General features: G+C 70.9%; 21 protein-coding genes. 8 read left to right on the top strand and 13 right to left on the bottom strand.

Translation table 11 applies throughout. The annotated features are described in order from the left end of the window. Window positions 1-264 precede the first annotated feature (264 nt). Entirely contained in the window at window positions 265-864 is a 600-nt protein-coding gene (locus MFF40_RS27090) for a superoxide dismutase (RefSeq protein ID WP_058195058.1), read from the bottom strand. Between the two features lie 380 nt (window positions 865-1,244). Here MFF40_RS27090 and MFF40_RS27085 point away from each other — a divergent pair, with 380 nt between their 5' ends. Then, entirely contained in the window at window positions 1,245-2,072 is an 828-nt protein-coding gene (locus MFF40_RS27085) for a hypothetical protein (protein ID WP_238262958.1), read from the top strand. 4 nt (window positions 2,073-2,076) lie between these two features. On the opposite strand, the gene MFF40_RS27080 is transcribed toward MFF40_RS27085, so the two are convergent. The 4 genes from MFF40_RS27080 to MFF40_RS27065 form a co-directional block, all read right to left on the bottom strand. Next, window positions 2,077-3,795: a sensor histidine kinase gene (locus MFF40_RS27080; protein ID WP_147899044.1), complete on the bottom strand. Its 1,719-nt coding sequence runs from the start codon at window positions 3,793-3,795 to the stop codon at window positions 2,077-2,079. A 142-nt stretch (window positions 3,796-3,937) separates the two neighbouring features. Continuing rightward, complete coding sequence (gene trmB, locus MFF40_RS27075) at window positions 3,938-4,672, bottom strand: tRNA (guanine(46)-N(7))-methyltransferase TrmB (RefSeq protein WP_147855341.1); 735 nt, start codon at window positions 4,670-4,672, stop codon at window positions 3,938-3,940. A gap of 197 nt (window positions 4,673-4,869) precedes the next feature. Continuing rightward, entirely contained in the window at window positions 4,870-6,048 is a 1,179-nt protein-coding gene (metK, locus tag MFF40_RS27070; protein WP_238262956.1) for a methionine adenosyltransferase, read from the bottom strand. A 168-nt stretch (window positions 6,049-6,216) separates the two neighbouring features. After that, a complete protein-coding gene (locus tag MFF40_RS27065) occupies window positions 6,217-6,627 on the bottom strand; it encodes a helix-turn-helix domain-containing protein (protein ID WP_147855339.1) in 411 nt (136 codons plus the stop codon). 582 nt (window positions 6,628-7,209) lie between these two features. Between MFF40_RS27065 and MFF40_RS27060 the strand changes: the two genes are divergently transcribed. The 3 genes from MFF40_RS27060 to MFF40_RS27050 all read left to right on the top strand — a co-directional run bounded on the left by MFF40_RS27060 (window position 7,210) and on the right by MFF40_RS27050 (window position 10,399). Further along, the gene (locus tag MFF40_RS27060; RefSeq protein ID WP_147899042.1) at window positions 7,210-8,061 is read left to right on the top strand and encodes a pentapeptide repeat-containing protein; all 852 of its coding nucleotides are present in this window, start codon (window positions 7,210-7,212) and stop codon (window positions 8,059-8,061) included. 5 nt (window positions 8,062-8,066) lie between these two features. Continuing rightward, window positions 8,067-9,551, top strand: a complete 1,485-nt coding sequence (locus tag MFF40_RS27055; protein ID WP_238262954.1) for a M48 family metalloprotease — start codon at window positions 8,067-8,069, stop codon at window positions 9,549-9,551. Between the two features lie 167 nt (window positions 9,552-9,718). Further along, the gene (locus MFF40_RS27050; RefSeq protein ID WP_147855313.1) at window positions 9,719-10,399 is read left to right on the top strand and encodes a glutathione S-transferase family protein; all 681 of its coding nucleotides are present in this window, start codon (window positions 9,719-9,721) and stop codon (window positions 10,397-10,399) included. A gap of 11 nt (window positions 10,400-10,410) precedes the next feature. On the opposite strand, the gene MFF40_RS27045 is transcribed toward MFF40_RS27050, so the two are convergent. The 7 genes from MFF40_RS27045 to MFF40_RS27015 all read right to left on the bottom strand — a co-directional run bounded on the left by MFF40_RS27045 (window position 10,411) and on the right by MFF40_RS27015 (window position 15,962). Then, the gene (locus tag MFF40_RS27045; protein WP_187193465.1) at window positions 10,411-10,566 is read right to left on the bottom strand and encodes a hypothetical protein; all 156 of its coding nucleotides are present in this window, start codon (window positions 10,564-10,566) and stop codon (window positions 10,411-10,413) included. Window positions 10,567-10,651: 85 nt separating this feature from the next. Then, window positions 10,652-11,089, bottom strand: a complete 438-nt coding sequence (locus MFF40_RS27040) for an EamA family transporter (RefSeq protein ID WP_147855314.1) — start codon at window positions 11,087-11,089, stop codon at window positions 10,652-10,654. 23 nt (window positions 11,090-11,112) lie between these two features. Next, window positions 11,113-11,658 (bottom strand): GNAT family N-acetyltransferase, encoded by a 546-nt coding sequence (locus MFF40_RS27035; protein WP_147855315.1) that lies wholly within the window; start codon window positions 11,656-11,658, stop codon window positions 11,113-11,115. Further along, window positions 11,646-11,921, bottom strand: coding sequence for a type II toxin-antitoxin system TacA family antitoxin (locus MFF40_RS27030; protein WP_238262952.1), 276 nt, complete (start codon window positions 11,919-11,921; stop codon window positions 11,646-11,648). Before MFF40_RS27030 ends, MFF40_RS27035 begins: the two co-directional genes overlap by 13 nt. A 251-nt stretch (window positions 11,922-12,172) precedes the next feature. Then, window positions 12,173-14,425 carry a xanthine dehydrogenase family protein molybdopterin-binding subunit gene (locus MFF40_RS27025; protein WP_147855317.1) on the bottom strand — a complete coding sequence of 751 codons (2,253 nt, stop codon included), beginning with the start codon at window positions 14,423-14,425 and terminating at the stop codon, window positions 12,173-12,175. A gap of 8 nt (window positions 14,426-14,433) precedes the next feature. Further along, on the bottom strand, window positions 14,434-15,441 hold the full coding sequence (locus MFF40_RS27020) for an FAD binding domain-containing protein (RefSeq protein WP_147855318.1): 1,008 nt from the start codon (window positions 15,439-15,441) through the stop codon (window positions 14,434-14,436). Continuing rightward, on the bottom strand, window positions 15,438-15,962 hold the full coding sequence (locus MFF40_RS27015; RefSeq protein WP_147855319.1) for a (2Fe-2S)-binding protein: 525 nt from the start codon (window positions 15,960-15,962) through the stop codon (window positions 15,438-15,440). The genes MFF40_RS27020 and MFF40_RS27015 overlap by 4 nt, the downstream gene beginning before the upstream one ends. A gap of 463 nt (window positions 15,963-16,425) precedes the next feature. On the opposite strand from MFF40_RS27015, the gene MFF40_RS27010 reads away from it, so the two are divergent. Beyond that, window positions 16,426-17,811, top strand: coding sequence for a M20/M25/M40 family metallo-hydrolase (locus MFF40_RS27010; protein WP_147899594.1), 1,386 nt, complete (start codon window positions 16,426-16,428; stop codon window positions 17,809-17,811). On the opposite strand, the gene MFF40_RS27005 is transcribed toward MFF40_RS27010, so the two are convergent. Then, window positions 17,802-18,506, bottom strand: coding sequence for a nucleotide-binding protein (locus MFF40_RS27005; protein WP_147899593.1), 705 nt, complete (start codon window positions 18,504-18,506; stop codon window positions 17,802-17,804). The genes MFF40_RS27010 and MFF40_RS27005 overlap by 10 nt on opposite strands. Window positions 18,507-19,226: 720 nt before the next feature. On the opposite strand from MFF40_RS27005, the gene MFF40_RS27000 reads away from it, so the two are divergent. From MFF40_RS27000 to MFF40_RS26990, 3 genes are all read left to right on the top strand, one after another. Then, complete coding sequence (locus MFF40_RS27000; protein ID WP_238262950.1) at window positions 19,227-20,420, top strand: SMP-30/gluconolactonase/LRE family protein; 1,194 nt, start codon at window positions 19,227-19,229, stop codon at window positions 20,418-20,420. Window positions 20,421-20,931: 511 nt separating this feature from the next. Continuing rightward, window positions 20,932-21,372, top strand: a complete 441-nt coding sequence (locus MFF40_RS26995) for an MEKHLA domain-containing protein (protein WP_187278234.1) — start codon at window positions 20,932-20,934, stop codon at window positions 21,370-21,372. Between the two features lie 118 nt (window positions 21,373-21,490). Then, window positions 21,491-21,964 carry a VOC family protein gene (locus MFF40_RS26990; RefSeq protein WP_147855659.1) on the top strand — a complete coding sequence of 158 codons (474 nt, stop codon included), beginning with the start codon at window positions 21,491-21,493 and terminating at the stop codon, window positions 21,962-21,964. The last annotated feature ends 83 nt before the right edge of the window (window positions 21,965-22,047 follow it).

Below are 22,047 nucleotides of genomic sequence, written 5' to 3'. Positions count from 1 at the left end.
CCGGAGAGGTCGCACCCCTCACCCTGTCCCTCTCCCGCACGGGAGAGGGGACCCGTGCCTCGTCCGGCGATGTCTGAATCGGGTTTCCCGCAGAGCAGGAAGAGGGCGATGAGAGAGTCGTCGCGTTGGGAAGATGGGAAGGAATGGCCGGACCCTTCTGCACCGGGTCATCCGGCAACGGGCGCATCAAGAGCCGGTTTCGGCCGCTACCTCAAGGGCGCCGCGGACACGATCGGTCCGCGACGCCGGCTCATGGATACCGGATCAGGCGGTCGCCTCGCCGTGCAGCTTCTCGACGTACTCCCAGTTCACCAGGTTCTCGATGAACGCCTTGAGGTAGTCGGGCCGGCGGTTGCGGTAATCGATGTAGTAGGAGTGCTCCCACACGTCGACGCCCAGGATCGGCTTGGCGCCGTGGACCAGCGGGTTCTCGCCGTTGGGGGTCTTCAGGATCGCGAGCTTGCCGTCCTTGACGGCGAGCCAGGCCCAGCCCGAGCCGAACTGGCTGACGCCCGCCTGGATGAAGTCCGCCTTGAACTTCTCGGCCCCGCCCAGGTCCTCGTCGATCTTCTTGGCGATCGCGCCGGGGATCGCGCCGCCGCCATTGGGCTTCATCCAGTTCCAGAAATGGAGGTGGTTGAAGTGCTGGCCGGCGTTGTTGAAGAGCGGCTGGTTGGTGTTGTAGGCGGCCTTGACGATCTCCTCGACGCTCTTGCCCTGGAGATCCGTGCCCTCGAGCAGCTTGTTGCCGGTATCGACGTAGGCCTTGTGGTGCTTGTCGTGGTGAAACTCGAGGGTTTCCTTCGACATGTACGGCCCGAGCGCGTCGTAGGCGTAGGGCAGTTCCGGCAGCGTGAAGGTCATAGGGTCTGTCTCCGCTTGAGGCACGATGCGGAAACGCCGGGTACGGCGTTCCGCGCTTAACCGTGCGATAACAAGAAGCTGGGGCCGGCCGTGTTTCACGGGAAACAGCGGCCCGCGCCAGCCATGGGCGGCCTCGTCCCCGGCGGGGGCTTCCGGGTCACGGTCAGTAGGTAAGTCGGTGCCCGCGCGACGGCAACGCCGTTGCGGCCAGGCTTGACGCGAAGTTCCGGCGGATGCGCGTGCCGCCGGCGCGGACGTCCCGCCCGAGAACCGGTATCCCGGGCAATCTCGCCATCGGGTTTTGCAATATGACCGCAAGGCCTTACTGTGCGCCACGCCGTAAGCGTCGGCGGTTAGCCGGCCCATCTCTAGAGAGTAACATGATCGCTGCGCTGTTCGCGCTCGCCGCCGCCATGGCCATCGGGGGCTGCGCCGCCGTGATCCAGGGCTTTCCCTATGTGCGTCTGGAGAGCGGCCTCGCGATGGTGATCGCGGGATCGGTCGCGGCCTCGTCGGGCGCCGTGCTGTTCGGGATCGGCGTGCTCGCCCTGGTGTTCCGGCGGCTGGAGCGGACGATCGGACTGCGCCCGGCGCTGAGTTCGGCCCCATCCGGCCCCGTCGTCGAGGGCGCGCCGCGTCTGCCGCCGGTGCTGCCGGCCGCCCCCGCCTTCATCGTGCCCCCGATCGTCGAGCCGGCCTTCGATCCCGAGCGGCCGCGGATCGAGCCCAGCCTGCGCCTGTCCGAGGACAGGTCCTCCGCGCCGGCCGAAGCCCCCGGAAGCGCGGAGCCGCAGCGGCCGGCCGCGGTCGAGGCGGACTTCCCGATCCAGGCCTTCCCCACCCTTCCGATGACGGATCCGGAGCCGCCCCACCGGCCCGCCCCGGCCCCGATCGCGGCCGCGATGGCCGAGCGCAGCCCGGAGGACGACCTGTTCGCGGCGCCGGACGCGCCGCCGCAACAACCGGCGCCGGAGCCCCCTGCCCTGCGCCCGGGCCTCGACGCGGCGCCGGACCCCGAGCCCGACGCGAAGCCCGAGACCCGTACCGTGGTCGGGCGCTACGCCTCGGGCGGGAACACCTACGTGATGTTCGAGGACGGCTCGATCGAGGCGGAGACGCCGCAGGGCCGCTTCACCTTCGCGTCGCTGGACGAGCTGAAGGCCTTCGTGGACGGCGGCGGCGAATCCGGCGCGCGCGGCGCCGCCTGACGGGTCAGGCCAGCGGGTTGAGGCTGTCGTTGCGGGGCGGGATCGGGGCCCGCATGGTCAGGCTGAAGCCCTCCGGGTCGTAGTCGGTCTCGACCTCGGCCTGGACCTGGGTGATCAGCACCCGCTGCAGCAGGCGGGAGCCGAAACCCTGGCGGCTCGGCGGCTGGACCGGCGGCCCGCCGGTCTCCCGCCAGTGGAACCGCAGGATCCCGGCCGGCCCCCCGGGCTCCAGGGTCCAGGTCACCGCGACCCGCCCGGTGCGGTTCGACAGCGCCCCGTACTTGGCCGCGTTGGTGGTGAGTTCGTGGATCGCCATGCCGATCGGCACCGCGATCTCGGAGGGCAGGTCGATCGCCGGGCCGTCGAGGCTGATCCGCCCCTCGGCCCCGCCGTCGGGCGTCACCTCCGCGTAGGGCTTCAGCTCGCTGAGCAGCAGGTTCGCCAGCGAGGCGGTCTGCCAGGTGTCCTCGGTGAGCACCGAATGGGTGTGGGCGAGCGATTTGATCCGCCCGACGAAGGCCTCGTAGAAGCTCTCGATGCTGGAGGCCGTGCGCGCCGTGGAGCCCACGATGGCCTGCACGGTGGCCAGCGTGTTCTTCACCCGGTGGTGCAGTTCGCGGATCAGCAGGCTCTGGCGTTCCTCGGCGATCCGCCGGTCGGTCACGTCGGCGACCACGCCGATCAGGCGCCGCGGCAGGCGCCCGGGGGCGTCCCGCTCGAACCGGCCGGCCATGTCGATGGTGCGCCACGCCCCGTCGGACTTCCGCCGGATCCGGCCGCCGATCTGCAGGATCCCGTCCTCGCGCAGCGCCTTCGAGATCGCGTGCCGGACCCGGGCCCGGTCGTCCGGGTGGAGGATGTCGCTGAGGAACTCGCTCTTGCCGATGGTGCCGTCCTCGGGCGCGTGCCCGAAGATCTCGTACATGTGCTCGTTCTCCCAGATCGCCTGGTCCTCGAGCATGTGCCACTCGAAGATGCCGAGCTTGGCGATGGTGGTTGCCACCCGCAGGCGCTGGTCGCGCGATAGGATCTCGTCCCGGGCCTCGACCCGGGTGGTGATGTCCTGGACGACGCCGACCATGCTGGCGGGCGCGCCGTCGCGGCCCGGCACGGCCTGCCCCCGCACCCGCAGGATCACGGTGCGCCCGGCCACGGTCACCGGCGTATCGAAACGGTAGGCTTCGCCGGCCCGGCACGCCTCCGAGACGGTCGCGCTCAGGCGTGCCAGCTCCGGATCGGACAGGCCGCTCTTGAGCTCGTCCCACGGCACGGACCGTCCCGGCTGGCGCCCGAGGATCCGGGCGGCCCGGCGCGACAGGGTCAGCAGGCCGGTCGCCCGGTCCCAGCGCCATTCGCCGAGGCCGGCGGTCGCCAGCGCCTCGCGGTTCGCCTCGGAATGCGCGGCCGCGTCCGCGTCCGCGGCCTCAACCACGAGGGTCCGGCCGGAACGCCGCACCCGCACGTCGATCGCGGTCCCGTCCGCCCGGCGCCAGCCCTGGATGCCGTCGCCCAGGCCCTCGGGCCCGTCCTCCGCGAGCAGGTCCGCGGCGGCGCGGCCGGCCAGGCTGCCCGGCGGCCAACCGAGCAGGTCATGCAGGACCGGGTTGGCCGCGTCGATCGCCGCCGCATCCACTGAGAGCACGACGAGGCCGATCGCGGCATCGTCGAAGCCCGCGCGATACGGGTCGTCCGTCGCCGGGTCTTGACCCACGCTCTCGCCCACTCGGAAAAACCCTCGAACGCGCCGCGGCGCGCTCCCGCACGAGATGCCCCCCTGCCGCGGTCCCGACCGCGAAGGCGCCGCAGGATGGCGCCCGAGCGTGGCCGTGGCAAGGCGTCCCGCCCGGCTGCGGCGACCCGTCCGCTCAGCGCGGCCGGCGGGCGAACTCCAGATAGGTCGGGCGCCGCCCCGCCGCCAGCGCCTTCGCCTCGTAGCGGGTCCCGGGCCAGCCCGGGAACGGCCGGGTCCAGTCGCGCGCGCCCGACGCCGTCCAGGTCAGGACCGGGCAGCGGGCGGCCCGGACCAGGGTCCAGCCGGCGTAGTCGTCGATGTCGCTGGCGAAGCGGAACAGGCCGCCATCCTTCAGGACGCGGCCGATCTCGGCCAGCGAGGAATCCGACACGAAGCGGCGCTTGCGCTGGCGGCGCTTCGGCCAGGGATCGGGATAGAGCAGGTAGACCCGGTCCAGGCAGGCGTCCGGCAGGCGCGCCAGCAGGGCGGTGACGTCCTCGTCGCGGATGCGCACGTTGCGCAGGGACCGCGCCTCGATCGCGGCCAGCAGCTTGACCACGCCGTTGACGAACGGCTCCGCGCCGATGATCCCGATCCCGGGATGCGCCTCGGCCTGGGCGGCGAGGTGCTCGCCGCCGCCGAAGCCGATCTCCAGCCAGACCGCCTCGGGCCCGCCGCCGAGGGCCGGGAACAGCGTGCGCGGATCGAGCGGGCCATCGTCCGGCGGGAGATCGACGCGGAGCGCCGGCAGAAGCTCGGCGAGGCGCCGCTCCTGCAGGCCGCGCAGGCGCTTGCCCTTGCGCCGTCCGAAGAAGGCGCGCTCCGGCTCGTCGGCCTCGTGACCGGGCCGTCCGTTCAGGTCAGACATCGCTTACCAACGCGGCGTCCGCGCACCGGGCGGGGACGGGGTTCCAGGGGCTCGCGACCCCGCAGCAGGGCTCTGCCCTGGACCCGCGAAAGGTCCAAGACCTTTCGAAACCGGGACTCACGAAAACGCCAGCGCGCCGTCCCGGATGGGGGACGGCGCGCTGGCGGGCGGTACGGCGCTGGCGCGGGGGCCGCGCCTTACGACAGGGCCGACTTCAGCTTCTGGGCGAGGTCGGTGCGCTCCCACGAGAAGCCGCCATCGGCCTCGGGGGCGCGGCCGAAATGGCCGTAGGCCGCGGTGCGGGCGTAGATCGGCTTGTTCAGGCCGAGCGCCGTGCGGATGCCGCGGGGCGACAGGTCCATGGCGTCCATCAGGACGGATTCGAGCTTGGCCTCGTCGACCTGGCCGGTGCCGTGCAGGTCGACGTAGATCGACAGCGGCTTGGAGACGCCGATCGCGTAGGCGAGCTGGATCGTGGCGCGCCGCGCCAGCCCGGCCGCGACCACGTTCTTGGCGAGGTAGCGGGCCGCATAGGCCGCCGAGCGGTCGACCTTGGTCGGATCCTTGCCCGAGAAGGCGCCGCCGCCGTGCGGGGCCGCGCCGCCGTAGGTGTCGACGATGATCTTGCGGCCGGTGAGGCCGCAATCGCCGTCCGGACCGCCGATCACGAACTTGCCGGTCGGGTTGACGTGCCAGACGGTGCCCTCGTTGACCCAGCCCTGCGGCAGGGCGGCCCGGATGTAGGGCTCGACGATGGCGCGCACGTCCGCCGAATCCAGGGACTCGTCGAGGTGCTGGGTGGAGAGCACGATCTGGGTCGCCTCCACCGGTCGGCCGTTCTCGTAGCGGACCGTGACCTGGCTCTTGGCGTCGGGGCCGAGCTTGCCGGCATCGCCCTCGCCCTTCTTGCGGGCGTCGGCGAGGTCCTTGAGGATCTTGTGGGCGTAGAACAGCGGCGCCGGCATCAGCTCCGGGGTCTCGTCGGCGGCGTAGCCGAACATGATGCCCTGGTCGCCCGCGCCCTCGTCCTTGTTGCCGGCCGCGTCGACGCCCTGGGCGATGTCGGCGGACTGGGCGTGGAGGTAGATCGCGACCTCGTTGTTCTTCCAGTGGAAGCCGTCCTGCTCGTAGCCGATGTCCTTCACGGCCTGGCGGGTCAGCTCCTCGAGGTTCTCGAAGGTCACCGAATCCGGGCCGCGCACCTCGCCCACGATGACGACGCGGTTCGTGGTGGTCAGGGTCTCGACTCCGAGCCGGGCCTCCGGCATCGCCGCGATGTAGGCGTCCACCACCGTATCGGAGATGCGGTCGCTGACCTTGTCGGGATGGCCCTCGGAGACCGACTCACTGGTGAACAGGTAGTTGGAACGCGGCATCTGGACGGATCCCGATCACGGGTACGCCGTCGCGATCGCGGCGTTCGACCCTTATGGGGTCGGGGTTCTCGCACCGGGTCAGGGGGCGGTCAAGGCGGATCGCCGAACAGATCCGCTATAACGTACGAAACGGGTGAAAAAACGCCCGTTTCTTGTACGGCTCAGCAATCAGCCGTTGAGCTTGTGGTCCAGCGCGCGGATCGCGGCGGCGACGTCCCGGCGGGCTTCCTCGCTGAAATGATCGGTGATGTGGCGCCCGACGATCTCGGCCAGGCCCTGGAGGCCGCCGCCCTCGCTCAGGGGGGCCTGCTCCGGCTCGGAGAAGCCCGGCGCCGTGAAGTCGTCGTTCCGCGGCATGCCCTTGAAGAAGTAGTCCATCGGCACCCCGGTCATCCGGGAGAAGATGTCGAGATGGACGGCGCTGATCCGGTTGGTGCCCTTCTCGTACTTCTGCAACTGCGCCGCCGACATCCCGAAACTCTGCGCGACGCGGCGCTGCGTCAGCGACGCCTTCCGGCGCTGCTCGGCGATGCGTTGACCGACATACACGTCACGCTGATCGGTTTTCTGACCCGCCATGTAGAACTTGCCCACTCCTGCCGCGATTTTCGGGCGGCGAAGCTTAACCGCATAGCGAGTCCGTGTCACCGGCAGGCGACGATCGCGGTAAACGTTTTCGCTCAGCGCCGGACACACGTCCGCAACCTGGATTCTGGTGTCCCCGGCAGGGCTCGAACCTGCGACCCCAGGTTTCATACCACTTCGGCTTTCGCCGCCGCGCCCCCGGAGAGCCGCGTTCGTGGCCTGGACTATCCCTTCACCGTGGGCCGGCGCTCGCGCCCGGCCGTTAGGTGCCGCCCGTCTAGTCTCTACACCTTCCCGCCGACGCGTGTGCGCCGGGCGGGCTTGGCTCGGGATCGGCAGGACGCCGGTGTCCCGGCGCCGGAAGCTTTCCCCGACTTTGAGCGGATCCGTCGCGTGGTTTCCCGGCGCGACGCCCAATTGTGACCGTTTAGGAAACCTGTGCTCTGTCCAGCTGAGCTACGGAGACGACCGCGATTCCCATAGCATCAACGCCCGGACAGGCCAACCGCGCGGTGCGTGCGCCGGCGTTCCGGGGCATGGTCGATCCGGCAGCATGAGCGATCCGGGAGGCGGTCGATGATCCGGACGACGGCGGGGTGGCGACGGTGCCGGGCGGCAGCTCTGGTGCTGGCGGCCTCGGGCCTTGCCGGGCCGGCCGGCGCCGCGGGCCCGGATTCCGGCGATTGCCGCCCGGGGCCGGCCCGCGCCGAGACCCTCGACGGGATCGGGGTGCGGGGCGAGGTCCTCCTCGGCTCCGGCGCCCGGGCGGTGCTCGATTCGCTGCGCTGGCCGGACGCCCCGGACGCCGCGGAAGCGGCGCGCGCCTGGCTGGACGCCCGGCGGGGACTGGCCCTGATCGTGGTCCCGCGTGGACCGCCCGACCGCTGGGGCCGGGAACGGGCCGACATCGAGATCGCGGATAGCCGAGTCCCGGATGGCGACATCGATCTCGCGGGCGGCCTGATCGGGGCCGGGCTCGCCGTCGCGGACGCGAACGAGCGCGAGGTGCTGTGCCGCCCGGCCCTGCGCGCGGTGGAGGCTGGCGCCCGGGACGGGAAGCGCGGCCTGTGGCGCGCCCCGGTCCTGCAAGCCGCGGACGGCCCGGCGCTCCGGGCGCTGGCGGGGCGCTTCGCCGTGGTGGAGGGCCGGATCGGCCATGTCGGCGAGCGGAGCGCCCGCACCTATCTCGACTTCGTGGCCCGCGGCGCGGACGGGCTCACGGTCATGGTACCGAAACGCACTTGGCGAATGATGCGTGCCCGTGGTTTGAGTGCGGCATCGCTCGAAGGCCGGCGCGTGCGGGTCCGCGGCATCCTGGAGGTCTGGCGCGGCCCGACCCTGGAGGCTACCGCCGACGCCATCGAGGTTCTGGGCGAACCGGACCGGCGCGAGGCCGAGCCGGTGGGGGAACGGGAGCTGCGGCGCTGATCGCGATGGGCGGGATCACGGAGCGATTTCGGGTGGCGGGGCGGCGCCTGCGCGGCGTCGCGACGGCCTGTGCCGGCTTGGCGGCGCTGGCCGCCCTCGGCGCCTGCGTGGCCGACCAGGCCGCCGGCCCGGTGGTGCCGGCCGTGGTCCGGGTGCCCGCCGAGGCCCCGCGCACCACCGGGCGCGAGCGCGCCGCCGACGCGGACCACCTCAAGCTCGTGGCCTCGTTCGGGGGCGAGGTGCGGGCCCCCAACGTGATGCGGATGCTCACCGAGGTCACGGACCGTCTCGTGAAGGCGAGCGAGCGGCCGGACCAGACCTACGCGGTGACGCTGCTCGATTCGCCCGTGGTCAACGCCTTCGCGCTGCCGAACGGGCGGCTCTACGTCACCCGCGGGCTGGTGGCGCTGGCGAGCGACACCTCCGAGGCGGCGGCCGTGCTGGCCCACGAGATGGCGCACGTGACCCTCAACCACGCGACCGCCCGGAGCGAGCTGGAACTGCGCTCGGCCCTGGTCAGCCGGGTGGTGGCCGACGTCCTGAACGATCCCGATACCGGCGCGCAGCTGCAGCACCAGTCCCGCTTCGCGCTCGCCCGCTTCTCCCGCGAGCAGGAACTGGAGGCGGACGCCACCGGGGTGCGCACGCTGGCCAAGGCCGGCTACGATCCGTTCGCGGCCGGCCGCTTCCTCACCGCGCTCAGCCGCTCCACCGCCCTGAAGGCCGGCACCGGCCCCGGGGGCGAGCCCGACATGCTGGCGACCCACCCGGGCACCGCCGAGCGCATCACCCAGGTCACCCGGGCGGCGCGCCGGATCGGGGCCCCGGGGATCGGAGCCGACGACCGCGCCGCCTACCTCGCCGCCCTGGACGGGCTGCCGTACGGCGACAACCCGCGCGACGGCGCGGTGCGCGGCCACCGCTTCGTCCATCCGGGGCTCGGCATCGCGTTCGACGTGCCGGCGGGGTTCGTCCTGGAGAACACCCGCTCGGCGGTGCTCGGCACCACCCCGGACGGCAACCGGCGCCTGCTGTTCGACCAGATCGAGGCGAAGGACGGCCAGGCCCTCGACGCGGCCCTCAAGGGCAGCTGGAACGACGCCCTCGATCCGGCCGGATTCGAGACCCGCGAGGTCGGCGGCCACCCGGCGGCCCTGGCGCTGTCGCGGGGCAAGGACTGGACCTTCCGGCTGGCGGCGATCCGGATCGGCGACACGACCGTCCGGATGATCATGGCCGCCAAGGGCGCCACCGACCCGGACCCCGCCTTCCGTCCCTGGATCGCCAGCCTCGCGGCGGTCCCCCCCGAGGAGGCGGTGCTGCGCCCCCTGCGGCTGCAGGTGGTCCAGGCCGGCTCGACCAGCGCGGAGGAGCTGGCCCGCCGCATGGCGGTGCCGGACCGGGCGCTCGACCGGTTCCTGGTCCTCAACGGCCTGGAGCGCGCCGCCGCCCTGGTACCCGGCCGCAGCTACAAGATCGTGGTGGAATAGCCGCCCCGCATCGCCGCGGCTTGCGCCGGCCGCGCTCCGGGACGACCGTCGCGCGTCCGTCGCGCCGGATCGGGTATCCCGGAGGGGCGAGCGACGGTTTTGGTTGGCATCGCCGTGTTCCGAGGACCGCCGACGGCCGTTCGGGACGCCGTGTCAAGGAGAGCGCCGTGATTCGATTCTTCTACAATCTCAGCCCCAACCCCATGAAGGTCGCCCTCTGCCTGGAGGAGCTGGGCCTGCCCTACGAGCCGGTCCCGGTGGATACGCGCAAGGGCGAGCAGTTCGAGCCCGCCTACACGGCGCTCAACCCGAACGGGAAGGTGCCCACCATCGTCGACGGCGACGTGACGGTGTTCGATTCGAACGCGATCCTGCTCTACCTCGCGGGCAAGACCGGCCGGTTCCTGCCCGAGGGCGAGGCGGCCCGGGGCGAGATGCTGTCCTGGCTGATGTTCGTGGCCACCGGCATCGGGCCGTTCTCCGGCCAGTGCGTCCACTTCCGCCACTTCGCCCCCGATGGCGGCCCCTACGCCACCGAGCGCTACGCCTTCGAGGCGCGCCGCCACTGGGAGATCCTGAACCAGCGGCTCGCGGACCGCCCCTACGTGCTGGGCGAGACCTACACGATCGTCGACATGGCGGTGTGGGGCTGGGCCCGGATGGTGCCGTTCGTGCTGGGCGAGGACGCCTTCGCGGGCCTGCCCCACGTCAAGCGCCACCTCGACGCGATCGGCGCTCGCCCGGCCGCCGCGGCCGCGCAGGCGCTGAAGGACAAGCACGCCTTCAAGGCCGAGATGGACGACACGGCGCGCGGCTTCATGTTCCGCGCGACCCGGAGTGCCGCGTAACGGCGCCCGGATCAGGGGCCCGCGAGGGTCACGGAGACCATCGGCAGGGTGACGGCGAAGCCGTCGCCCGGCATCGGCGTGGTGCCGAGCGTCAGGCAGGCGGCGAGACCGAGACAGAGGGCGAGACCGAGCAGCGAGGTCTCGAAGCCGCGATAGACCGATTCCATGGGAGGTCTCCTTCGCAAGAGACCGCCAGGATGCGCCCGACGGGTAAACGGATCGGTGCGCTGGCGCTCATCGACCGCGTGACGATCACCAGCCCGAGGCGACCAGGGCAGCCCCGGCGGCGATCAGCCCGACCCCGGCCCAGGCCGCGAGGCTCAGGGTCTCGCCCAGCAGGCTGGCGCCCAGGATCGCGACCAGCACGACGCTGAGCTTGTCCAGCGGCGCGACCCGGGCGGCATCGCCCAGCGACAGCGCCCGGAAGTAGCACAGCCACGACGCCCCGGTGGCGAGCCCCGACAGGACCAGGAAGACCAGGCTGCGGCCGGAGATCTGCACGAGCCCCCCGGTCTGGCCGGAGCCGACCACGATCGCGCCCGCGAAGGCGACGATCACCAGGGTGCGCACGAAGGTCGCGACATCCGACTGCACGCCCGCGACCCCGACCTTGGCGAGGATCGCGGTCATCGCCGCGAAGCCGGCGGCGGCGAGCGCCCAGAAGCGCCAGGATTGCAGGAGGTGGTTCATGGGGTCCTCGCGCGCAGGCGGGCCTAGAGATCCTCGGGGTCTCCGAAGGACGCGACCACGGTCTCGATCGGAAGGAACAGGGTGCGGCTGTCCTCGGGATAGGCGACGAACTCCGCGCAGCGCAGATAGAAGCGCTTGGCCGCCTCGTCCTTGGCGTGAACCATCACTGCGCCGATCCCGATGCTGCGCGAGGCCAGCGCGATCCGCCGCAGCGCGTCGGCCAGCAGATCGGTGCCGAGCCCCCGACCGGCATGATCACGGCTGACGGCAAGCCGGCCGATCACCGAGACCGGAACCACATCCGGCGCGTTTCGGCGAAGCCTGCCCGGAGCGGCCACGCGTTCCACGGAGCCCGCAGCGATGCCGACATAGGCCACGACCTGTTTGCCCCGACAGACGACGTAGGTGCGGGAGAACCGGCTCTCGTTCTTCAAGGCCCGATGGCGCAGCCAGTCGTTCAACGCGGGCTCGCCGCAATCGAAGCCCGACACGTCGTGCCCTGCCGTCAGAGGCTCGGGCGCCGACAGGATCGGCTCGGCACCCTTCGGCGTGCCCGTCACCTCCGCCAGGCCGGAACGCGCCGCATCAGCGCCGTCAGCTTCGGACCCGGCGGCGGTGGCTGGTCGAGCGCGTGCAAGAAGGCGTCGTGGCCCTCGGGTTCGAGCGCGTACAGCCGCTGGTCCAGCAGGACGTCGACTGCCTGTCGCCGGGCGCTCTCGACCATGAACTCCGTGCGCGTCTTGCCCAGGATCGCCGCCGCATCATCGATGAGTTGGCGGGTCCCGGCCTCGATCCGCAGATTGATGCTGCCCTTGGTCTCACTCGGAGCCATCGGCAGAGCATCGGAGGGTTCGGCGATGGTCGCGCGGACTTTCGACATACGCGAAAGGTGCGAGCGCGTACCTACGTTGTCAATACGACGTAAACGTCGGGCACCGCGGACGGTCGCGTCGATGACGCTCTGAATGCCAAGACGTACTGCAAAGCTGCAGGCATAAAAAAGGCCGGCCGCGCAGCGTATGCGGCCGGCCTCCTGGTTAAAAAAGCAGCCGATGTTTCACGGGAAACATCGGCTGTCCCCGGTCACAGCAGCTTGTCGATTGTGATCGGAAGGTCGCGCACGCGCTTGCCGGTCGCGTGGAACACCGCGTTGGTGATGGCCGCCGCGGTGCCGACGATGCCGATCTCGCCGAGCCCCTTCACGCCGAGCGGGTTGGCCTTGTCCTCCTCGTCCACGAAAATCACGTCGATGTCCTGGATGTCGGCGTGGACCGGCACGTGATACTCGCCGAGGTTGTGGTTCATGAACCGGCCGAAGCGGTGGTCGAGCATCGACTCCTCTTCGAGGGCCGAACCGATCCCCATCACCACGCCGCCCAGGATCTGGCTGCGCGCGGTCTTCGGGTTCAGGATCTTGCCGGCCGCGATCGCCGAGACCACCCGGGTGAGCCGGACCTGGCCCAGCTCCTCGTCGACTTTCACCTCCACGAAGATCGCCCCGTGGGTGTAGGCCTGGTAGGTGTCGTTGAAGTCCTTGTCGGGACCCGCCTGCTCGACCGCCTCGAGCTTGTCGACGCCGGCAGCCCGCATCACCTCGACCATCGAGACGCTGCGGCCGGGATCGCCCGCCACCGCGATGCGGCCGTCCGAGAACACGGCCCGGTCGACGTCGACATTGGCGAGCGGTGAGTTCTCCAGCCCGCGGGCCAGCTTGAACACCTGCTCGCCGACGTTACGGCAGGCCTTCATCACGGCGGTGCCGGAGGAGGCCGCCGTCCAGGAGCCGCCGGCGACCGGCGCCTCGGGCAGGCGCGTGTCGCCGAGCTTGGTGGTGACCGATTCCATGGGCAGGCCCAAGGTGTCGGCGGCGATCTGGGTCAGGATCGTGTAGGTGCCGGTGCCGATGTCGCCGGTGGAGTTGCCCACCGTCAGCCGGCCGTCGGCGGTGAGCGTCGCGATGGCGCTCGACTGCATCATCATCGATTCCCAGACGCCCGTGGCGACGCCCCAGCCGACCAGCTCGCGGCCCTCGCGCATGGAGCGGGGTTCGGGGCTGCGCTTCGACCAGCCGAAGCGCTCCGCGCCCTGCGTGAAGCAGGCCTTCAGCTCCTTGGAGCCGAACGGCTTGCCCTCGGCGGTGGCGTCCGACTCCGCGTAGTTCTTCAGCCGCAGCGCGATCGGGTCCATCCCGGTCGCGTAGGCGAGCTCGTCCATGGCGGTCTCGATGGCGAAGACGCCGGTGACGGCGCCCGGCGCGCGCATGTCGCCCGGGGTGGCGGTGTCGAGCTTGGCGATCCGGTAGGTCAGGGCGACGTTATCGCAGCGGTAGAGCACGCCCGACCAGTTGACGACGACCTCCTGGTAATCCTCGTAGTGGGAGGTCCCCTGCACGGCATCGTGCCGGAGCGCCGTCAGGGTCCCGTCCGCCTCGGCACCGAGGGAGACGGTCTGCAGCGCCTCGCCCCGATAGGTGAAGGACCACATCTGGTCGCGGGTCAGGGTCACCCGGACCGAGCGCTTCAACTCCTGGGCGGCCAGCATCGCCAGGAACGCCTGGTATTGCGGGCGCAGGCCGGAGCCGAAGCCACCGCCGAGATAGGGGTTGAGCACCCGGACCTGATCGGGCTTCAGGCCGAACACGTTGGCGAGATACTGGTGGCTGTTCGAGACGCCCTGGATCTTGTCGTAGACCGTGTAGGTCCCGTCCTCCTCGACCACCACCGTGGTGGCGTGCGGCTCCATCGGGTTGTGGTGCTCGTTGGCCAGCGTATAGGCGCCCTGCACGCGGATCGGCGCGCTGCCGAAGGCCTGGTCGGCGTCGCCCCACGGCTCCGGCGGCGGCTTGATGCCCTCGCGCTTGTAGGGCGGATCGTAGGCGTCGCCGCGCGCGGCCTTGATGTCGGTGACGGGTTCCTGGGCCTCGTAGCGGACCCGGACCAGCGAGGCCGCGTAGCGGGCGGTCTCGAAATCCTCGGCCACCACCAGGGCGACCGGCTGGCCGCTGAACACGATCAGGTCGTCGTAGAGGGCGCGGAACGGCGAGCCGGGGGGCGCCACCGCGTCCTGGAAGTTCTTGTCCCGCCACGCGGTGCGCGGCCGGTTCTCGTGGGTGATCACCGTGAGGACGCCCGGCACCGCCTCGGCTTCGGCGGAGTCGATCGCCGCGATCCGCCCCTTGGCGATGGCGCTCGACACGACGGTGCCGTAGGCGAGGTCCGGGGCGGCGAACTCGCTGGCGTATTTTGCGAGGCCGGTGACCTTGGCGGGTCCGTCGATGCGGCTGCGCGGGCTGCCGACGAAGGTATCGTGGCCGGTCGTGCTGAAGGTCTGGGTCATCGGGGTGCCTACTGGATGCGCTTGTCGCTGAGCGACTGGGGCGTGCCGGCAGCGGCCTGTTCGAGGCCGCGCACGATGGCGCGCCGGGCGAGTTCGATCTTGAAGCCGTTGGCCGATTGCGGCTTGGCCTCGGACACGATGAGGTCGGCCGCCTGCTGGAAGCTCTCCCGGGTGGCGGGCTTGCCCTCGAGCAGCGCCTCGGCCTCGCGGTTGCGCCAGGGCTTGTGGGCGACGCCGCCGAGCGCCAGCCGGGCGGTCTTGATCGTGTCGCCGTCGAGTTCGACGCCCGCCGCCACCGAGACCAACGCGAAGGCGTAGGACAGGCGGTCGCGCAGCTTCAGGTAGGTGTAGTGCTGCGGGAACTTGCTCGCGGGCAGATCGACCGAGACGACGATCTCGCCGGGGGCGAGGTTGGTGTCGATCTCGGGGCTATCGCCGGGCAGCCGGTGGAAATCCGCGAACGGGATCGTGCGCTCGCCCTGCGGCCCGCTCACCCGGACCGTGGCCTCCAGTGCCGCCAGGGCAACGCACATGTCGGACGGGTGGGTGGCGATGCAGGACTCACTGGCCCCGAAGATCGCGTGGATACGGTTGACGCCGCCGATCGCCGGGCAGCCGGAGCCGGGCTCGCGCTTGTTGCAGGGCGTGGCGGTGTCGTAGAAATAGTAGCAGCGGGTCCGCTGCAGCAGGTTGCCGCCCGTGGAGGCGGCGTTGCGCAGCTGCGCCGAGGCGCCGGCCAGGATGGCATTGCGCAGCAGCGGATATTGCGCCGTGACCCGGTCGTCGTAGGCGACCTTGGCGTTGGTCGCGAGCGCCCCGAGCCGCAGGCCGTTTTCGTGGGCCTCGATGGCGTCCAGCGGCAGGCGGGTGATGTCGATCAGCCGGCCCGGCTTCTCGACATCGTACTTCATCAGGTCGATCAGGTTGGTGCCGCCCGCGATGAACCGCGCGCCCGCCCCGTAGGCCTGGACCGCCTCCGCCACCGTGCCGGCGCGGACGTAATCGAAGCGGTTCATCGAGCGGCTCCCTGCATCACGTCCTCGATGGCATCGACGATGTTGGTGTAGGCGCCGCAGCGGCAGATGTTGCCGCTCATCGCTTCGCGGATCTCCTCACGGCTGTGGGCGTGGCCCTCGTTCATCATCCCGACCGAGGAGCAGAGCTGGCCGGGGGTGCAGTAGCCGCACTGGAAGGCGTCGTGCTCGATGAACGCCTCCTGGATCGGGTGCAGCGCGTTGCTGCCGCCGCGGTCGCCGAGCCCGGCGAGACCCTCGACGGTGGTGATCTCGGCGCCGTCCTTCATCACCGCCAGCGTCAGGCAGGCGTTCACCCGGGTGCCGTTGACCAGCACCGTGCAGGCGCCGCACTGCCCGTGGTCGCAGCCCTTCTTGGTGCCCGTGAGATCGAGTTTTTCGCGCAGCAGGTCGAGAAGGGTGGTCCAGGGCGTGACCGTGAGCTCGCGCCGCTGCCCGTTGATCGTGAGGGTGATGGCGAGGCCGGTATCGGCCCGCACCGGCGGACTGTGTTCGAGAAGCATGCTGTCGTCCACGATCTGGGCCGGCCGCGGGGCCGGGCGGGAAACGGATCGGTCAGGGGCGGCAACGGGCGGCGGCGCGCAGGTGCCGCCAGGATGCCGCGTCGCCGGTCCTGTCGATAACCGTTCCAATCTGCTCCCGTTCCGCGGACGAACGGTCTCAGGATCGGATCGGATGGCCGGGTTTCCAGTTCGTGGCGATGGGGAGCCGCTGCGCGGCAGGTCTTGTGCTGGGTCCCAAATCGCCGCCCACTGACGTTCCAGGCGTCCGGCAAGGGGGCGGCGTGTTCCAGCATGCACCACAGCCCCTTTCCCAGGCGGATGGAGCGCAGCGGAACCTGATCCGGAATCCGGCACGGGACCAGCCGCGCGGCGGCTCACAATCCCGCCGCCCCGCCGCCCGACATTGCCCCCCCCGCCTCGCTTCGGCTAACCCTCAGCCTGCGAAAAAACCCCGGAGCCTCCGATGGCCGCGCTCGACGCGATCCTCAACGACATCGACACGGACCTGGAGAACGCCCTGGAGCGGCTGTTCGCCTTCCTGCGGATCCCGTCGATCTCGACCGACCCCGCCTATGCCGGCGATTGCCGCGCCGCCGCCGCGTGGCTCGCCCAGGACCTCACGGCGCTCGGCTTCGAGACCTCCGTGGAGGACACGTCGCTGCACCCGGTGGTGCTGGCGACCAAGCCGAAGCCCGGTGCGCCGCACGTGCTGTTCTACGGCCATTACGACGTGCAGCCGGTCGACCCGCTCGACCTGTGGAAGACGCCGCCCTTCGAGCCGCACATCGCGAACGACGGCCAGGGCGGGAAGACGATCGTCGGGCGCGGCGCCTCGGACGACAAGGGCCAGGTCATGACCTTCGTGGAGGCGTGCCGGGCTCACATCGCCATGAGCGGCGAGCTGCCCTGCGGCGTCACCATCCTGATCGAGGGCGCGGAAGAAAGCGGCTCGCAAGGGCTTCCCGAATGGGTCGCGCAGAATCGCGAAAGGCTCGGCTGCGACGTGGTGCTGGTCTGCGACACCGGCATGTGGGACCGGACCACGCCGGCCATCACCTCGTCGTTGCGCGGGCTCGCGTATTTCGAGGTGAAGGTCACCTGCGCCGACCGCGACCTGCATTCGGGCTTCTTCGGCGGCGCCGCCCGCAACCCGATCCACGTGCTGTCGAAGATCATCGCCGACCTGCACGACGACGACGGGCGGGTGACGATCCCGGGCTTCTACGACGGCGTGCACGAGCGGCCGCCCGAGGTGCTGGAGCAGTGGCGCGGCCTTGGCCTGACGCCCGAGACGCTGCTCGGGCCGATCGGCCTGAAGGAGCCGGCCGGCGAGCGCGGGCGGATGCCGATCGAGCTGGTGCAGTCGCGCCCGTCCTGCGACGCCAACGGCATCATCGGCGGCTATACCGGCGAGGGCACCAAGACCGTGATCGCCTCCACCGCCTCGGCCAAGATCTCGTTCCGCCTCGTGGACGACCAGGACCCGACGGTGCTGGCCGAACGGTTCGAGGCCTTCGTGCGCGAACGGGTGCCGGCGGACTGCAAGGTCGAGGTCATCACCTACAAGGGCTCGCGGGCGATCAGCCTGCCCTTCGACATGCCGCAGCTCGGGGCCGCCAAGGCGGCGCTGGCCGAGGAATGGGGCGTGCCGGCCGTGACCGTGGGGGCCGGCGGCTCGATCCCGATCGTGGGCGACTTCAAGCGGCTGCTGAACCGCGACACGCTGCTGATCGGGTTCGGCCTGGACGACGACCGGATCCACTCGCCCAACGAGAAGTACGACCTGACGAGCTTCCACAAGGGCACGCGCTCCTGGGCGCGGATCCTCGCGGCGCTCGCTCAGGGCTGAGCGTCGGACGCCCGCATCTTCGCGTCGATCCAGGCCCACAGGGCCCGGATCTCCTCGGCGGCGGGGCTCGCGGGGGCGTATTCGGTGACGCCGAGCCCGGTCGCCAGGGCGTCCTGGTGATCGACCCGGTGGATGATGCCGGGCTCGGCCAGCACGCCCAGCGCCCGCAACTGCGCGGCATAGGCGCTGGTGCGGGGCGAAGGCGGCGGCGGGCACTGGTTCAGCACCAGGGCGAACCGGCCGCGCAGGCCGAGCGCCATCAGGGACTGGAGGGTCGGGCGCGCCGCCACGATGTCGAGGCGCGAGGGCCGCACCGGCATCAGCACGAAATCCGCGCCCTTCAGGGCCGGCGCCAGCCCGGCCGCGCTGCCGGCGGTGTCGAGGACCACGAGGGTCGTGCCCTGCTGGGCGAGGATGTCCAGGATCTCCGGGAGCTGGGCGATCTCCCAGGGCTGGATCCGGTCGACCGCCACGGCGTCGCTGTCGCGCAGCGCCCCCCAGCCGACCAGCGAGCCCTGCGGATCGAGGTCGAGGGCGGTCACGCGCTCGCCCGCCTGCGCCGCCGCGACGGCCAGGGAGGCCGCCAGCGTGGTCTTGCCGGTGCCGCCCTTCTGCACCGCCACCGCGAGGATCCGCGGCTGGGCGCTCCGGCGCGGTCCGGTCTCCGATCCCTGTTCGGATCCTTGGGGATCCATTCCTGGGGGATCCATTCCCTGGGGATCCATGCGTCTCCTGCCTGTCGATCTCGGGCCCGGTCCCCGCGACGATCGTCGCAGCGCCGGAAGGTGGCCGTCCAGACCCGTGTTGCGCGTGGGGCCCCGTCGTGCAGGCCCATCCCGGCGACGCGCCGCCGCAGCCGCGACCGTACTCCAGCTATCATGACGGTGAGATCATGAACACCGGACGGCCGCGGGCGGCTCATCCGGAAAGGATCCCGGACACCCGCAAGCAGAGCCAAGATCTCTTCGGCCGCACGCGGCCTCCGGCTTCACTCTGATCTGCGGATATGCCTTGCACCGGACGATACGGCACGCCCCGCCCCGGGCGGGGTATTACTGTTACTGAGCGGCCCATAGCGTAAATATTGCGGTACTGTCAATAATTTTTATTTTCAAATGAATGCAGCCTAGAGATTGCCTGAAATTATAATGTTGCAAGCATTAATATATTTGATACCGAATATTGCGGCGAACAGGAAATAGTTTGGGTGTCGTCGGCACCCGAACCGCCGACGAAGTCCAGTATGGCTTCGTGTCGGGTCCCGGCTGTCGGTGACGGGCCGGCGCCCCGGGTCCCGGGCGGGATCGCCGGCCCGTCGCGGCGCGTTGGGCCGGTATGCCCTGTCCCGCGGGCCGCGCGGTCGCCGGGTCCGCCGGCCGCGGGACGCCGACCCGCCAGCCCGCCCCAGGAACCGCATGTCCCTCGACCGCCGCCGCCTGATCGGATCGGGCCTCGTCGCCCTCGCGGCCGGATCGGCCCAAGCGGGACCATCACCCGCCCCGTCCGCCACGCCCCCCGCAGGCCGCGAGCCCCCCACCAGCCGCCCCGCCGGGGTGCTGGAATTGGCGCGGGCGGCCAACGCCCCGTCCACGCCCACCGGCCTGGCGATCGCCCGGGGCGGCCGGATGTTCGTGATGATGCCGCGCTTCACCGGCTCGGAGCCGGCCACCCTCGGCGAGGTGCTCCCGGACGGCTCGGTGAAGCCCTATCCGGATGCCCGGACCAACAATCCGGACCCGAAGGACCCGCAGGCGACCCTGTTCCACGTCCCCAACGGGGTGTTCGACCGCAACGACGCGTTCTGGATCCTCGATTCCGGCCTGACCGAGGGCAAGAGCAAGCCGGTGCCGGGGGCCGCCAAGCTCCTCGAGATCGACATCACCCAGGACAAGATCCGCCGGGTGATCCCGCTCGACGCCGGCGTGGTGGCCGATTCGTCCCTGAACGACCTGCGGGTCGACGTGCGCGACGGCCGGGCGCTCGCCTACATCACCGACCAGGGCCAGGGCGGCCAGGGCGCGATCCTGGCGGTGGACCTCGCCAGCGGGCGGGTGAGCCGGCGCCTGGCCGACCACCCGAGCACGGCCACCCAGGAGGGCGTGGTCAAGGTCGTGGAGCTGCGGCCGGTGATGGAGCGGAAGGGGGATGCCCCGGCGAAGCACCCGAAGGGCGGGGCCAACGGCATCGCGATCAGCCCGGACGGCCGCCGCCTGTACTACGCGCCGCTGATGAGCCGGCGCCTCTACGCGGTGGAGACCGCGGCGCTCCTCGACCCGAACGTGTCGGACGCGGCCCTGGCCGCCACGGTGCAGGATCTCGGCGAGAAGGGCATGACCGGCGGCCTGACCACCGATTCGCAGGACCGGGTCTATCTCAGCCTGCAGGAGCACAACGCCGTCGGCCGGCGCCTGCCGGACGGGACCGTGGAGGTGCTGGCCGCCGACCCGCGCCTGATCTGGGCCGACACGTTCTGGATCACCCCGGACCGGTGGCTCTACATCTCGAGCGCCCAGGTCAACCGCCGGCCGGAATTCAACCGCGGCCAGGACCTGCAGCAGCCGCCCTACGCGATCCTCCGGATGCGCATCGACGCGGACCCGGTCCTGTAGCGCGCCGGATCGACCCATTGGGTTTGCCAGCAAGTCTCTCGAAACACTCAGCTTCTCCCCGCTTCCTTTCGGCAACGGGCTACACAGGTATGAGGCACAGGCGTTGTTGCAGACCGCGACGCGCCCCCTCTCCCGTGCGGGCGTGCGGACTCACACATTGAGTTGGGAGAACACACGGGAGACACCGCGGCTCTCCCTCCCCCGCAGAGGGGGGAGGGAGACGCGGTTGGGGTTAGCCTTGGCCCAAATCCGGCAGCGATGCGTGAACGTCGTAGCCCGCACGGGAGAGGGAACCCGCGCCTTCTGCGCCCACGGCATGATCACGGCGACGGTCGAAATCTGTGTAGCCCGTCGCCGCAGGAGGGAGCGTGTGTCGCGGCTTGAAGAGGTGCCGTGCGAACATTGTCGGCCTTGTTGGGCCAGATGGGGGCAAGCGGGATCCCGCACGCCACGATTGGCCCGGCATCGGCTAAGGGCCGCTCTCCTGTGCAGCCGATTCCGGACCGCCGTGATGGACCTCTCGCTCGATCCCGACTTCTTCGCCGTCCTCACCGGCAGCTACCGGCGGCGCCTCGGCGCGGCCTTGGTGCCGGAGGGGGCGGACGCGGCCTGGCTGTACGGGCAGGCGCCCTTCGTGGTGCTGGCCCATGACGGCGGCGCCGACCCGCGCTTCGTCTACGCCAACCGGGCCGCGCAGGCCTGCTTCGGCTACGACCGGGACGCGCTGGTCGGCCTGCCCTCGCGGCTCTCGGCCGAGGCCCCCGAGCGCGCCGAGCGGCAGCGCCTCCTCGACGCCGTCGCCCGGGACGGCTTCACCCGCGGCTACCGCGGCCTGCGGATCGCCAAGGGCGGCCGGCGCTTCTGGATCGAGCAGGCGATCGTCTGGCAGCTCGACCGCGACGGCGTAAGCGTGGGCCAGGCGGCGACGTTTTCGGAATGGCGCGACGCGTGAGGTGGGGTCAGGCGCACCCTCTCGCGTATGGGCGCGGGTGGGCGACCTGCGACGCGCGCTGGCTTCTGCTTTCGACCCATATCAGACGAGCAGCCCGTTTGCCGGTAGGACAGTCTGCATGACCGAGCATACAACCTTCCAGGTGCAGCGTGCCGACCACGTCGGCTTCGCGGTCGCCTCCCTCGATGAGGCGCTTCGGTTCTGGGTTGATGGGCTTGGCGCGCGGCTCGTGCGCACGGGCGAGATGGGGGGCGAGTTCCTCGGCCAAGTGACGGGCGCGCATGGGGCGCAGGTGCACATGGCGATCGTGTCGCTGGCAGATCAGACGATCGAACTCCTTGAGTATCAGGGCGTGGATCGGCCGAGCGCACCGGCCAAGCCGTTCGACCCGGGCTTCGCGCATCTCGCCCTCGTGGTCGATGACATCGACGCGCTTTTGGCGCGGATCGCCGCCTACGGCTGGAAGGCACAAGGCACGCCGCAGCCGATCGCGGGTGGCGCGCGGGCGGGAACGCGGGTGATCTACGTCGTGGGCCCTGACGGCGCGACGATCGAGTTCATGCAGCCGCCAACCGCTGTTCGCGACCGCTGATCCTTCTGATCGAGTGTCCGCTTTCCAACGAGGCTGTGTGAGAACGCGTTTGCGGACTGGACGGACCTGACAGCGCAAGGCCC

The sequence above is a fragment of the Methylobacterium mesophilicum genome (assembly GCF_022179445.1).
Lineage (GTDB): Bacteria > Pseudomonadota > Alphaproteobacteria > Rhizobiales > Beijerinckiaceae > Methylobacterium > Methylobacterium mesophilicum.
Note: the sequence above shows the minus strand (reverse complement) of the source record. Positions and strands in the feature narration are given on the sequence as shown.